The organism is Lentibacillus jeotgali, from assembly GCF_000224785.1.
Lineage (GTDB): Bacteria > Bacillota > Bacilli > Bacillales > Amphibacillaceae > Lentibacillus > Lentibacillus jeotgali.
On the sequence record NZ_AGAV01000008.1, the window covers coordinates 137,673 to 151,592 of the forward strand.

Genomic DNA, 13,920 nt, shown 5'->3' on the forward strand with positions numbered 1-13,920 from the left:
GTTAACAAAAATGATACTTTGCAAAGTCCCTCTTTTTGTTAGCTTTTTATATTTATTTCTTCGTGTGTTTAAAATAGCGCATGACAAACTAAGCCTTATAAAAAGGCTTTTTTTAATTATTTTTAAAATATTGGTCCCATGACTTTACGCTGCAGAGAATACACTTTGTTTATACGCAATATGAAGAATGTCAAACACGGTTTTCTTCTGTTGTTTATGAGACTTCCTTTCGTTTATAAATATGCTTTTGTATATTCGTTTAAGCACCTCGGCAAGACTATGTCCTTTGCTAATTACCGCTTGAGACACGGTCAGGCTTTCTTTCACGATATCAATAGATTTGTATTCACTTGCCTCCATCTGATACTGATGATAAAGCATTCTTCGGCACTGGAAGGCAACGGATGAGCATAAGAGTAGCTGGATGAACGTACCGTATAAATGGCATTCAAAGCGTTCCTTTTTCATTTTCTTTACCTCTTGTATCTTGAATAATGATTTCCATGTCTTAAAGAGAATTTCTATTTGCCACCTTAGAGAGTAAAGTGAGTACATTTCTTCCTTTTTCACCAGCTCCTGTGGTATATTGGTGGCAAATATATTCATGGAAATATTTCTCTGAGCGGAAAGTGTGCTTTTTCTTCTCTTCTTTTTTTGACCTAAGTGCTCTTTCCGCTTTTCTTTTTGTTCTTCAGTCAGCTTTGCAGCAATGATTCGCACACAAAGCTGTTTTTTTGACTTTGCTCCTACACGTACTTGGCTTAATTCAGTTACTTCTCCTGGTTGTAGTGTTTCCATGATTCTGTCTAAATTTATTTTTTCCCATTTTCCATCATTGTTTTGTTGGTATAAATTTGTGTTATTTCTTATTCTGGAAACAAAGAAACCCCCTTTTTCAGCAATGGCTGATAAATTTTCCTGTGAGAAATAGCCTAAGTCACGCAGGCATAAATCGCCTGGTTGAATATCATCCTCAATAGTTTTGGCGTAGTTAATGTCGCTTCCTTTTCCATTTTGTATCTGGAGGTGACGGAATACGCCCTCATATAATTCATATTCGAGTTGAACCTTGACTCCCGTGCCATTTGGTCCCTCGTATCCTATATAATCAGAAGGCAGATCAAACGAGGAAGAATCCAAAATTCGAATTCGGTTAAACAGATGTCTGTCCACAATAGAGTGAGATCCGGATATCTGATTCAACCATAACGATTGAAAAATCCGTCTCATGAATTCTACTGCCTCCGTATTGAATCGTTGATTTAACCCTTCCGTTGAAATGTCCAAATCAAAAAAAGAGCAAAGTTGTGCACAAAGTTCATTTAGAGTTTTATTCCCAAAAGATTCGCCTAAAAAAGAACACAGTTGATAAAAATATTCTGGTTTCAACTTTGTATTCCTCTGCATGTTTTTTAACATCCTTAGTGTTAACATTTACATTTTTTGAAAAATCGGGAAAAGTGTTGATTATTTTGAAAAGGTATGATAAATTGAAAGTGTTAACAAAATTGTATACAATCATATCAAACTTAAGTAACGAACCCGGATATTACAGTATACAATTTGAAAGTGGATATACGATATTTAGTCAAAATTGTACTTAATAATAATTTTGAACGTAATTGTATACAATGTTATAATTATATTTATAATAATCAACATAACTACGTTCAAATGGAGTGTTCAAAGTGAAGAAAGAAGCAATGGTTAACAATGTTCAGGGAAATTCGAGGTTTAGTGTGGTATATGAAACATTAAAGAAAAAGATTATGGAAGGTGATTTACCTTCAAATACTCCCTTAGTCGAAGAAAAACTGGCCAAGGAGTATCAGATGAGCAGGACGCCCATCAGGGAAGCTATCAGGCAACTAGCCCAGGATGGATTGGTCGATTTTTTTCCAAGAAGGGGGGCTTTGGTTAAAGAAATTACGATAAAAGATCTTGAGGAAATTTTTACTGTAAGAGAAGCTCTTGAAGGAATTAGCGCTAGGATTGCGGCAAGTGTGATAAATGAACAAAAGATAACCTTGTTGCAAGAGGTACTAGAAAAGGCGGATCAAGAACTTGAAAACGGAGACAAGGAGCAGTCTTTTGAATTGGGGAAAAAATTACATGAGATTGTCCTTGACGTTGCAGGCAGCAATAAGATCTTGACTATAGTTTCCGATTTTGAGAACCAAATTCAGAGATATCATTATTTTTCTTATCATATTCCTGGAAGATTAGAATTATCCAATAAGGAACATTGGGAAATATTTGAGGCTGTTCAAGCCAGGAATGGTGAACTTGCGGAGCAAAGAATGAGAAAACATATTAAGGGAACCAAAGAATCCATAATATTTACAGTGAAAAATAAAATTACAACAATATAAATGAAATGAGAATAATAAAGCCGTGGCCTAAAGGAATCTTTAATCAAAGAATTGGTAGTATCTAATATGTAATCATCTTACCCGTCATCATAATTAAGTGATAAAGAATTGTTAAACTAATTCTATGTAATGGTCACTGAATGAATAAATTCCCAACTATTTTAGGAGGTGTTGTTTATGAAAATAAAAGATATTCAAACGTATATTTTACGAACGCCGCTAGGTAATGATCGTTTTTACTCTTCCCAATGTGCTTTCCCTGAGAGAAATAGTTTCATAGTTAAAATTGAAACGGATGAGGGGCTAATTGGATGGGGAGAGGGAGGGCAATATGGTCCTCCTGAACCAGTCGCAGCTGTTGTTAAACACGTCTTAACACCAAAATTAATTAATAAAGAGGTACAAAATCCGGTTAAAATTTGGGAACAAAATTATGCGGATACGCGAGATTTCGGACAAAAAGGGACGTATATTGAAGCGTTAAGCGCAATAGATATCGCTTTATGGGATATATATGGTCAGATGTTAAATAAACCGGTACATAACTTAATTGGAGGCTCATTTCGAGAAAGCATAGTTGCCTATGCAACAGGCTGTTACTACAGAGGCAAGGATGTTCTCAATTACAAGGATTCATTGACTAAATTGGCTGAAGAAGCTCGTTCTTACGTCGATGCGGGGTTTCAGATATTAAAAATGAAAGTAGGTCTATTGTCAATAGAAGAAGATATAGAGAGGGTTAAAATTATTAGAGAGGCCATTGGGCCTAATACTTCCCTTTTGGTGGATTGTAACCATTCTTATAATGTTTTTACGGCGGTGAGAATGGCGAAGGAACTTGAAAAATTCAATGTAATGTGGTTGGAAGAACCAGTTGTTCCAGAAGACCGAAGGGGTTACCGCGAAGTGAGATCTTCAACAACCATTCCTATTGCGGGTGGAGAGTGCGAGTTCACGAGATTTGGTTTTAGGGATTTATTTTTGGAAGGCTGTGTGGATATAGCCCAACCGGATATTTGTGTTGCCGGAGGATTTTCTGAATGGATGAAAATTCAGGCACTGGCTTCAAGTTTCGGTGTAACTGTCATCCCACATGTATGGGGGTCAGGAATCGCCCTGGCTGCGGCACTTCAGGTATTAGCAGTGATCCCTCCGAGTCCGCATACGGCAAATCCTGTTCCATTACAAAATGAGCTAATCGTTGAGTTCGATAGAAACCCTAATCCTCTCAGGGATGAACTTTTAAAAACACCAATTACCTTACAAAATGGAAGGGTACCAGTTCCTCAGAAGCCTGGACTAGGAATTGAAGTCAATTTAGATGTGATATCAAAATATGGAAGCGAGTTTTAAAAAGATGTATAAAATTAGCATCTTAAAAAATGCAGACTGGTTTGCCCCTGGTACGGTTGTATATGATCATGCCTATGGGGTACACGACCCGGTAAAAATTTGTTTGGTTTGTTTTTTAATTGAAGGACAAGGTCGGAAAATAATGGTTGATACAGGGATGGATGGGATTGACCAAACTTATACGGAGGAACAAAAAAACCAGTTTGATCATTTGAGCTCAAGTAAAGATACAAATGAATTATTAAGGCAGGTTGGTACTTCTTGTGAGGATATTGACACTGTTTTATTAACACATCTACACTTTGATCATTACTGGAATGTAGAACAATTTCCAAAAGCGAATTTTATTGTAAATCGCAAAGAATGGTTTCATGTTATAGACCCACAAAATCTACCAATCAACCCTATCAAGGGTTTTCCAAGAGAACCGTTAGCATATTTAGCAGGGGAAGCGTTTAGCCGTCTAACTTTAATTGATGATGAGTATGAAGTATGTCCTGGTATATCAATGCACTGGGTTGGAGGTCATTCACCAGGTGGAATGGTAGTCAAAGTTGTAACAAATGAAGGTCCTGTTATTATTGTGGGGGATGCATTTTATCTATACGATCATATTGAAAACAATATTCCAATTGGATATTGTACTGACTATCGTGAGGTATTGGCCGGGTATGAATGGTTGCGTAAACAAAATGCAACGCTTTTACCCGCACATGATTATAAAATATTCGAAAGACATCCATCACTAACCATTGGATAAGGGGGTGCCGAAATGGGTCAATTTAACAAAAGGAATGTTATTGTTACAGGAGCTACAGCTGGTTAGGGTTACTCCGAGATATGTTAAAAACCAGCCCAACTGATGTCAGGGGCATCGTGGAAGACGGTATGAGATTGGAAAAAGAGGGTTCTAGTAATATATAAAACAATTAATAATACAATGAAAAGATTCTATAACCTAACGCGCTTTTGAAAGCGCATTCTATAAAGAGGGAAATAATACCAAATACGAATACGGTGTGGGTGACGAAATGGCATTTTCAATCCGACCTATAAAGCGAACCAGGGCAGGCGGAGAGGTAGGGGGCGTTGTACTCGCTGCGAACAATTAGGCTCCCTAGCGTGAGTTTCCTACACCAGGGCGGGGTTTGCCGTTTACCCGCCTGGATTCAACGATTTGCCAGTATGTGTACTTGCCAACTTTTTATACATCATATTCAAAACGTTGTCAATAGGGGGTTTAAGTCCTTATTCTTTTAGTCTATACATAAAACTCTCTGTAAAGTCTGTCATAATAACATTCTGGAGGAAAGTGTAGGAAACTCACGCTAGGCGGAGAGAAAAAGCAACTAAGGGCATCGAGACCTGGTCACAGCCATACTAGCGCGGCCGTTGGCGGCCCGAAAGGCGGCTATAGAGTAGAGCTTTTTAAAGGGGGTGAAAGTCATGTGAACGCTAGTAGTAATGCCACAAAAATAATTGAAAAAACCAAAATTTTAAGGAGGAATTAATATGTCATCTTTGAAATTCACGCTAGAAAATATTGATAAAGTAATTGACAGGAGTTTCATGGCCTCACCGGAGATTGATCCGAAAAGAACAACGTTACTTGTGTTGGATATGCAGCCGATGTGTAACAACCCTGATGGTGGGCTATATATTCCAAGTGTCGGAGGTGCGCCGAGTGGGCAGGACGTGATTAAACCGGTTGAGAAAGTCCTTGAGCAGTTCCGTAAGGCTGGCAGCCAAGTTGTCTTTAGTCAGTGGGGGCTTCGTCCTGACGGTTTGGATAAAGGAATTTGTGCTTTAAAGTGGCCGCCATTAAACCCGGGTACTCCTGAGTCGCCTGCAAGTTGGGGTAACCCTCAGACAGATAGTTTTTCAGGTAACCTTCAACCACGGGAAGGAGAGCCTACTGTACGAAGAAGTCGCTTCAGCGCCTTCCAGAGTACGCCGTTAGGAGAATTCATGAGAGAAAATAACTCAGATACCCTTGTTATCGCTGGCATATCAACTGCTAACTGCGTCATAACGACAACTATCGACGCATGGAATCAAAATTACAAGGTAGTAGTGATTGCGGACGGTGCGGCAGCGGTACCTAGTTCCCACACATTAGATGTACCAGAAGGTTATGGCCAACACTGGGAATTCTTAAGAAATATCCAAATGAACTATGGAGACGTTATCACTAGTGATGAATGTTTCGAAAGGTTGGAAGCATCTAAGAGCAAATACCAGAAAGCGTGATGTGAGCACTTGATTGATCGTAGCACTAACAGGACGCAATGAAGGGAGCGAAAGAAATGAGATTAAAAGGTAAGCGTGTTGCATTACTTATCGAAGATGATTATCAGGAAATGGAAGCATGGTATCCAACATATCGATTGCAAGAGGAAGGGGCGACGGTTGTAGTCGTTGGATCTGGAAGAAAATCAACTTATCACAGTAAGCTTGGCTATTCAATGGACGCTGACAAAGCCGCAGATGAAGTGAAGGTCGATGACTTTGACGCTGTAATAGTTCCTGGTGGATTCGCGCCAGATCATATGCGACTCTGTAAACCAATGGTTGATCTGGTCCGAGAGGCATACGAGTCCGGAAAATTAATAGCGGCTATTTGCCACGGTGGATGGATGCTTGCTTCTGCGGGTGCAGTACACGGGCGAAAGGTGACAGGCTATTTGCCTATTCGTGACGACGTAGAAAACGCTGGAGGCGAATGGGTAGATGCTGAGGTCGTGTGCGATGGGAATGTGATTACGTCCCGAACACCTGTCGATTTACCAGCCTTCGGCCGAGAGATAGTCAAGTACCTGGAACCGGCGTCCGTGAGCAGTAGCGTCTAAGCAAGCGCGGGAGACGGCCGATGGACGAGGACTAGTAACACTCACCCGTCCGAGGCATTAGGCGGTTGCGAAAGCCCTATGAGTCTATGAAAGTTGGAGATTGAAAAAAGAAAACCACTAACCGATCAGCTATGAGGAGCTAGAGCCGTTCTACAAAATCAATGACTTAGAGGTCGGGGTGGCGCGTGTAGTCGGCGACCCGGGGAATCCCAATAAACCTACGGGATATGGCCCCCCTATCCCCCCAGGAAAGCTCGGCCTGAAGATGGCAAAGGCGTTCGAGAAACTTGGGTGGCACTGGTGGCCAGCAGACTACGCCATCCTGACCCAGCATAAAGATAACCGTCTCCCCTGCAATGCGTGCGGACCCTGCTTAAGTGGGTGCCCGCGCGGTTCGATCGGCTCTACAAATGTCACTTACTGGCCCAAGGCAATCCGAAACGGCGTCGATCTGCGCACTAACGCGCGGGTTGAGCGGATTAACGTTGGCGACGACGGGCGTGCCACTGGTGCGACTTACATCGACCGAAATACCGGCGAGCGGCACGAGGTTCGCGCGGGCATCGTCGTGATGTGTGCGAACGCCATCGGTACCCCCCGCTTGCTCCTTATGTCCGCCCAGAACGGACACCCGGACGGTTTGGCGAACAGTAACGGACTAGTAGGCACGCACCTTATGTTCCACAGCTGGGCCTTCGAAGACTTTTGGTTCGATGAACCCATAGAGGACTATAAGGGTCCAGAACCAGCGTCCTTGTACAGCCAGGAGTTCTATGACACGAATCCAGATCATGACTTCGTCAACGGATTCTCATTGCAAGTCGGGCGGGCAAACGGTTCCGCCTACACTGCTATGGGAACGACGAGTAGTCATCTTGCGCCGTGGGGGGAAGACCACCGGAAATTCTTCAACGAGCACTTCGGACGGCATGTACTCGTCTTCGTACAGGGAGAAGATCTCCCGGTAAGAACGAACAGGGTCACGCTAGACACCAAAGTCACCGATTCAAGCGGGCTTCCCGCGCCACACTTGCACTATGAGCTTCCCGAAAACGACCGTCGACTCATTGAGTTCGGCAGGCAAAGGGCTCGAGAGGCCGCCGAGGCCGCTGGCAGCCTAATAGATTCGAGTAGTACGGGGGTTACAGGTGTTAAGGATCATCCATCGCCAGGATGGCACATTATGGGCACCTGCCGGATGGGAAATTCGCCGGAAGATTCAGTAACCAACAAATTCAATCAGTCCTGGGACGTGCCTAACCTGTTCATCGTTGACGCCAGTGCGCTTCCGACCAGCGCCGCCGTCAATCCGACCAGTACCTTGCAGGCTCTTGCCGTCCGCTGTGCCGAGTACATTAAGCGGCGTCAACAACACATCCTGTCGCAGAAGGTCACACCCAGCAACGCGGATGCACCGAGTTTTTGATCGAGTATGAACGTCATGGTTGCACCGAAATCGATCCGAAACGCATGTGTTGCGAAAGCACTATGAGTCTATGAAAGTTGATATTGAAAAAAGAAAACCACTAACCCCCGAAGTCGATGGGTTAGCAGCAAAATCCATCCATTTTGCGGCGAATTTGATTTTAGAAAGGGGAAGAAATTATATGACTTTTATTAAGAAGCTAGATCCGGTTGATGTTTGTATCGTAGGGGCAGGTGCCACCGGTGGCACTACCGCTAAGGTTCTAGCTGAAGCAGGATTAAAGGTAGTAGTGTTAGAGAAAGGTCCTCGTATGAAGATAGAAAACTTTTCGGGTGATGAACTTAAATATCTTAACCGAAACTATCTTTGGCCGGACCCGAAGATTAGCCCAAGGACCGTTAGAGCAGATGAAAAATCTAAAGCCAAGACGTTCCAGTTTTCTCCTACTCCGCAGATGGTAGGCGGTGGTACAGTGCATTGGGCAGGCTGGGTCCCTCGTCCGTTGGAACAAGACTTTAAGATGCACTCTTTGCATGGAGATATTGAAGGTGCTGATCTTGCGGATTGGCCTATTACTTATGATGATCTTGAGCCTTATCTCACTAAGGTTGAGTGGGAGTTTGGTGTATCTGGACTTGCAGAAGCAAACAAGTATGAACCACGACGTAGCAAAGGGTACCCAACTCCGCCATTGCCGCCTACGAAGTTTGGGAAGAAATTCTACGAGGGTGCTGAGAAGCTAGGGATAAATGCGTTCCCGATTCCTCACGCTTCAATCTCGAAGCCCTATAAGGGAAGAACTCCAGCGAACTATACGGGATTTTGGAATCAGTATGGAGATCCAGGAACCACTCGGTCGAGCACACTGACTAACTTTATCCCCCAAGCCTTAGCCACCGGAAATTGCGATCTGCGAACAGGTTGTATGATTCGAGAAGTCACCGTAAATAAAGAAGGTCATGCTAAGGGAGTAATCTACATAGATTCAGATGGCCAAGAGTTTGAACAGGAGGCTAGCATTGTTATTTTATGTCCTGGTGCCATAGAATCAACAAGGCTTCTACTTATGTCGAAGTCTAACTTATTCCCAGATGGCTTGGCGAACAGCAGTGGGCTGGTCGGCAAGTATGCAACTTTCCATGAATACGCGTTCGCAACAGGGATTTTCGATAAGGACGTACATGATCCTCTTCACGGTTTTGCAGGTCATTACATTAGCGCAGGCTCGATGCAGTTCTACGAGACTGATGAGAAGCGAGGATACATCGGAGGTTGTATTACCTCTTCTTCACAAGTAGGACACCCAATTAACTGGGTTTGCCCAGACAGACCAGAGTGGGGGATAGCCATGAAGGATGCTGATCGCGACTTCTACAACCACTCAATGAAGATTGGGATTATTCTTCAAGACTTACCTCAAGAATCTAATAGAGTGGATCTTGATCCCGATGTTAAGGATGCCTGGGGTTTACCGGTTGCGAGAATCACATACAAACCCCACTCGAACGATATTAACATGGCGAATTGGATGATAAACAAAAACGCTGAAATCCTTGAAGCGGCGGGAGCGTCAAAGACGATCAAGGTAATTCCCGAAAACGAATTAACTGGTAATACTTGTCACCAACATGGTACTGCTAGAATGGGTAACGATCCAGCTAAGAGTGTTTTGGACAAGTGGTGCAAGGCCCACGATGTTGAGAACCTCTACATTCTAGACGGAAGTAGTTTCCCAACATCCTTAGGGGTTAATCCGACACTAACAATGATGGCCAATGCTTGGAGGGTCTCCGAGTATATCACTGAAGTCCATGCCAAGGGTCGTCAAGAACAGTATGTATAATAAAAACACGTGTAATGGATTATTAAAAAATATTTGTATTTGAAGAAAAGCTTTAGCATATCACAGAATTTTATTGCTTTATTGGTATAGTATCATTAGTTAATTATACTAAAAAATGGCTTTAAAGTATAAAGTTTTTGAAGAGTTTGTCTTGCTGTTCAAAGACAAACTCCAGATAATCTTCATATTTAATTAATGATCTTAAACGTAATATCTCCATATCATTAAGCAGAGGAATTAAAAAAGCAAAAGACTTAGTCAAAAAGATGCTAGAGATAATAAGGAAAATTAATTTCCGAGAGGCTATTTTAATAAAAGGAGAGTGTTTCCTATGGCAAGTAAAGCAGATTGGCCCGTTATAAATTCCCCAGTGAATCAAGCGTCCGACACTCGCTTATTTTTTAACCAACACGAGTGGGAGACTATAGAAGAAGCGACAGCTCGGATCATACCAACAGATCACGATCCTGGAGCTCGAGAGGCTGGCGTGGTTCGATTTATTGACCGTTATCTTTCGAGTGTAGATTACATTTATGCATCTGCAGACGGTGGAGGATTTCTGAAGATAGAAGGCAAAGAGGTAGACGCTTGGCGAGAGCGCATGGTAGAGATGCAGGAGACCTATCGTCAGGGTATCCGAAAGCTGGACGAGAGCTCGCATGAGAAGTTCGGTTCTGTTTTTAAGGATTTGAGCGATGAAAAGCAGAATGAGATTCTGGAAGACCTTTCAGGAAGGCCGAAGCCGGAACATATGAAATTTGATACTTCGGGTGAGCACAATACCTTTCTTCAGGGTACGTTTGACGAGGGTTTGGACTTCTTTAGTGCTTTGGTTCTCCACACCCGTCAAGGATACTATTCCGACCCGGTATACGGGGGTAACAAGGATTATGTCGGTTGGAAGGTCATCGGCTTTCCTGGACCTAAATCCTTGGCTGACACCAACACCTTAAAATTCAGCGTTAAGGATTACTATCATCAAGATTACGATTGGGCTGATTTGATCCCTTACCTGAAGGAAAGAGTGGAATAAATGAAGTTCACCCACCATTGGGGTGAAACTAGAGCGGCCATTCTGTGGATATGGCAGCGATTCGGGAAATTATGAGCCACTCTGGAAAAGAGTGGTTTTTTTCTCGGTGAAGTCACCGTATCTAGGTTAAAACACTCTACTACGCGACACTGCAGAGAATAAAATAAAGAAAATGTTCAATACATGCTGCGTGCAGTAGACAGCACAAATAATAGCATTACATTTTGTACAGGTTCATATCGTACTAATCCTTCAAAGGATTTACTTGAGATAATTGAGGCTGTGAAGGGAAGAATTCATTTTGTTCACGCCAGTAATGTGGAGTGGATTGGTAATTTATCATTTCAAGAAACATCCCATCTTGCAAGAGATGGTTCATAAGAAATGGTAGGGATCATTCATAAATTACGGAAAATTGGGTTTACAGGACCTGTTCGCCTGATCATGGAAGAATGATTTGGGGAGAAGAAGGCAGACCCGGTTATGGATTATATGATCGCGCCCATAAAATTTTATCGCAAACACCTTTGGAACGGTTTGGGGAGCAAAGGGAATAGAGAGTAACATTACTATGGTTAGTTGATCATCAGTCATCCAGTTTGACATTGTTGTACCGGGTGATAGAGGATTTTCGACATATTCAGGTGTTTAGAAAGGGGATTAGATGCAAACCTATACGATTTTAAATCAAATGATAGCGAGTAAACTGGCAGTTGTCATTCGCGGAGATAACCTGACAATGGCAGAAAAAATCGCTGTGGCGTGTGAAAAGGGCGGAATAAAGACATTGGAGGTTACCTTTACCGTACCTAAAGCAGGACATCTTATAGAAACGCTGATCGCCCGATGCGATGAAGATGTGCTTGTAGGGGCAGGTACCGTATTAGACAGTGAGACTGCCAGAATCGCTATCATATCTGGAGCGAAATTTATCGTAAGTCCATCTTTTGATAAAGAAACGGCAAAGTTATGCAATCGATACCAGATTCCGTACTTACCTGGATGTATGACGATTAATGAGATGTTGCGGGCGACTGAATATGGTGTCTCGGTTTTGAAACTATTTCCGGGCCAATCTTATGAGCCTTCTTTTATAAAAAATATTCATGGTCCGCTCCCTTATTTGAATATTATGCCAACGGGAGGGATTACGGTTGACAACGTCGGATCCTGGTTGGAAGCAGGGGCGGTCATGGTTGGTGTCGGTGGGGAAATTACCCGTCCGGCAAAAGACGGTGATTATGACAAAGTGGAGCAGCTCGCAAACGAGTTTCAGAAAAAGGTACAGGGGGGATAAACCATGGCCAAAATCCTTACAATGGGTGAATTATTATTAAGACTCACCCCTGTAAACCATCAGCGATTAAACATAGGTGGGCATTTTACAGCGAACTATGGCGGGGCTGAAGCAAATGTTGCTGTATCCCTTAGTCGATTTGGTCATGATGTTTCTTTTTTGTCGGCTTTTCCACCAAATGATATCGGAGATGCAGCCCTGTCTCATTTGCAAGCATCTGGTGTTGATACATCATCAGTATTTCGTCTTGGCGAACGTTTGGGGATTTATTTTTATGAAGAAGGCTTTTCGCTTCGACAGGGTAAAGTCATCTATGACCGGAAAGCTTCATCTGTTCTTGAGTTGCCTGATCAGTATATCGACTGGGATCAAGTGTATGATGAGGTGGACCTCTTGCACGTAACCGGTATCACACCGGCATTGAGTAAAGGTATGAAAGAGTTCACTTTAGCCGGTATCCAGGAAGCGAAAAAACGGAATGTTCAAGTCAGTTTTGATTTTAATTACCGTAGTAAGCTATGGGGCGTAGAAGAGGCTAAAGAAACCTTTTTGGCAATTTTGCCTCACGTTGATATTTGTTTTGCAGGTTATAAAGACTTTGTGTATCTTCTCGGATTTGAAGGTCCGGATGAATTTGATAAAGAGACTTTGGAACGGTTTTATCGAGAATTTGCTGAACTTTACAAGATAAAATATCTTGCGTCTACCAGGCGAACGGTATTCTCCACATCGAAAAATGAACTGACAGGCTATATTTATTTTGAAGACTATTTATATGAAAGCGATCATGTGTCATTTGAAATCTTAGATCGAATCGGTGGGGGAGACGCATTTGCCTCAGGAGTGTTACATACGATTATATCGGGCCTGGCTCCTGAGGAAGTGATTGAATTTGGGATTGGCTCAGGTGTGTTGAAGCATATGGTCTACGGAGATTATAATCAATTTTCCGAAGAAGAAGTGGAAGCTTTTCTTGCGAATCGTGATAAGGATGTTAATCGATAATCATTTAAAAGACCTTGGTGAGGGTTTAAAATAAAAAGTTACGCCGTTCATAACAAAGATCCGTTTAAAACAAAGTTGCACCGGAAAAGCCCGTTTTAAAAATTTATCAGACAGGTTTTTTACCTTTGATCTTCAACAAACGGGCGCAATTCACTAATAAGAAATCGTGTCAATATCGCATATAAGAGCCATTTTGCGGAATAACAATTGCAACTATTTATTGATTTGATACGTCTGTTTTCAATAAGGGGTGAGTGCAATTAAAAAAAGTTTTACCATAATTATTGTCATTGGATTAATTATTACAGGGGTGTTTATCTTTGTACCATTTAATTCGGAACCACCTACACCAACTGTAACGGCAGCAGGCACAAAAATTCCCACTACACAAGGGTCATATTGTTGGGACGGATTATTTTCAGCTCAGTGTGTAGATAAAATTTATACAGGACCGTTAGATATGGCAAAAGAACATAAGCAAACAGTTGTCTCCCCAAATGAAGAAATTAAAATTGATTTTAAGAAAGAACCTAAAACAATAGAAGTGGAGCAATGGATTGATAATGAAAATACAGGTAACATTGAAGTGAAGACTAATTCAATCCTGGCTCCAAAAGAAAAAGGAAAATATGTTTATAATGTATTAGCTGATTGGAATCAAGGAGACGTGAATTACGTGTTCTCAATTGAAGTGAAATAAGTGTTTTATGCCGTTATCGAGGCGCAGTTGCTGAAGAAGCAC

Annotated in this window: 14 protein-coding genes; 13 read left to right on the plus strand and 1 reads right to left on the minus strand. The window is 42.1% G+C overall.

From position 1 onward, the window contains the following. Positions 1-144 precede the first annotated feature (144 nt). Positions 145-1,407: an IS4 family transposase gene (locus ON01_RS08050; RefSeq protein WP_010530520.1), complete on the minus strand. Its 1,263-nt coding sequence runs from the start codon at positions 1,405-1,407 to the stop codon at positions 145-147. Positions 1,408-1,688: 281 nt separating this feature from the next. On the opposite strand from ON01_RS08050, the gene ON01_RS08055 reads away from it, so the two are divergent. The 13 genes from ON01_RS08055 (at position 1,689) to ON01_RS08105 (ending at position 13,878) form a co-directional block, all read left to right on the plus strand. Beyond that, a complete protein-coding gene (locus ON01_RS08055) occupies positions 1,689-2,372 on the plus strand; it encodes a GntR family transcriptional regulator (protein WP_010530521.1) in 684 nt (227 codons plus the stop codon). Between the two features lie 177 nt (positions 2,373-2,549). Further along, entirely contained in the window at positions 2,550-3,725 is a 1,176-nt protein-coding gene (locus ON01_RS08060; RefSeq protein ID WP_010530522.1) for a mandelate racemase/muconate lactonizing enzyme family protein, read from the plus strand. Then, a complete protein-coding gene (locus tag ON01_RS08065) occupies positions 3,709-4,485 on the plus strand; it encodes an N-acyl homoserine lactonase family protein (protein ID WP_010530523.1) in 777 nt (258 codons plus the stop codon). Before ON01_RS08060 ends, ON01_RS08065 begins: the two co-directional genes overlap by 17 nt. Before the next feature lie 752 nt (positions 4,486-5,237). Next, a complete protein-coding gene (locus tag ON01_RS08070) occupies positions 5,238-5,975 on the plus strand; it encodes a cysteine hydrolase family protein (RefSeq protein WP_010530524.1) in 738 nt (245 codons plus the stop codon). A gap of 56 nt (positions 5,976-6,031) precedes the next feature. Continuing rightward, entirely contained in the window at positions 6,032-6,574 is a 543-nt protein-coding gene (locus tag ON01_RS08075; protein WP_010530525.1) for a type 1 glutamine amidotransferase domain-containing protein, read from the plus strand. Between the two features lie 178 nt (positions 6,575-6,752). Next, a complete protein-coding gene (locus ON01_RS08080) occupies positions 6,753-8,000 on the plus strand; it encodes a GMC family oxidoreductase (protein ID WP_010530526.1) in 1,248 nt (415 codons plus the stop codon). Between the two features lie 70 nt (positions 8,001-8,070). After that, the gene (locus ON01_RS08085; protein ID WP_010530527.1) at positions 8,071-9,843 is read left to right on the plus strand and encodes a GMC family oxidoreductase; all 1,773 of its coding nucleotides are present in this window, start codon (positions 8,071-8,073) and stop codon (positions 9,841-9,843) included. Between the two features lie 331 nt (positions 9,844-10,174). Beyond that, positions 10,175-10,876, plus strand: coding sequence for a gluconate 2-dehydrogenase subunit 3 family protein (locus ON01_RS08090; RefSeq protein ID WP_010530528.1), 702 nt, complete (start codon positions 10,175-10,177; stop codon positions 10,874-10,876). Between the two features lie 183 nt (positions 10,877-11,059). Then, positions 11,060-11,257 (plus strand): mannonate dehydratase, encoded by a 198-nt coding sequence (locus ON01_RS20060; protein WP_280990982.1) that lies wholly within the window; start codon positions 11,060-11,062, stop codon positions 11,255-11,257. Between the two features lie 71 nt (positions 11,258-11,328). After that, positions 11,329-11,433, plus strand: coding sequence for a hypothetical protein (locus tag ON01_RS20065; protein WP_280990983.1), 105 nt, complete (start codon positions 11,329-11,331; stop codon positions 11,431-11,433). 107 nt (positions 11,434-11,540) lie between these two features. After that, positions 11,541-12,173 carry a bifunctional 2-keto-4-hydroxyglutarate aldolase/2-keto-3-deoxy-6-phosphogluconate aldolase gene (locus ON01_RS08095; protein WP_010530529.1) on the plus strand — a complete coding sequence of 211 codons (633 nt, stop codon included), beginning with the start codon at positions 11,541-11,543 and terminating at the stop codon, positions 12,171-12,173. Positions 12,174-12,176: 3 nt separating this feature from the next. Beyond that, on the plus strand, positions 12,177-13,178 hold the full coding sequence (locus ON01_RS08100) for a sugar kinase (RefSeq protein ID WP_010530530.1): 1,002 nt from the start codon (positions 12,177-12,179) through the stop codon (positions 13,176-13,178). 250 nt (positions 13,179-13,428) lie between these two features. Continuing rightward, positions 13,429-13,878, plus strand: a complete 450-nt coding sequence (locus tag ON01_RS08105) for a hypothetical protein (RefSeq protein ID WP_010530531.1) — start codon at positions 13,429-13,431, stop codon at positions 13,876-13,878. Positions 13,879-13,920: the final 42 nt, after the last annotated feature.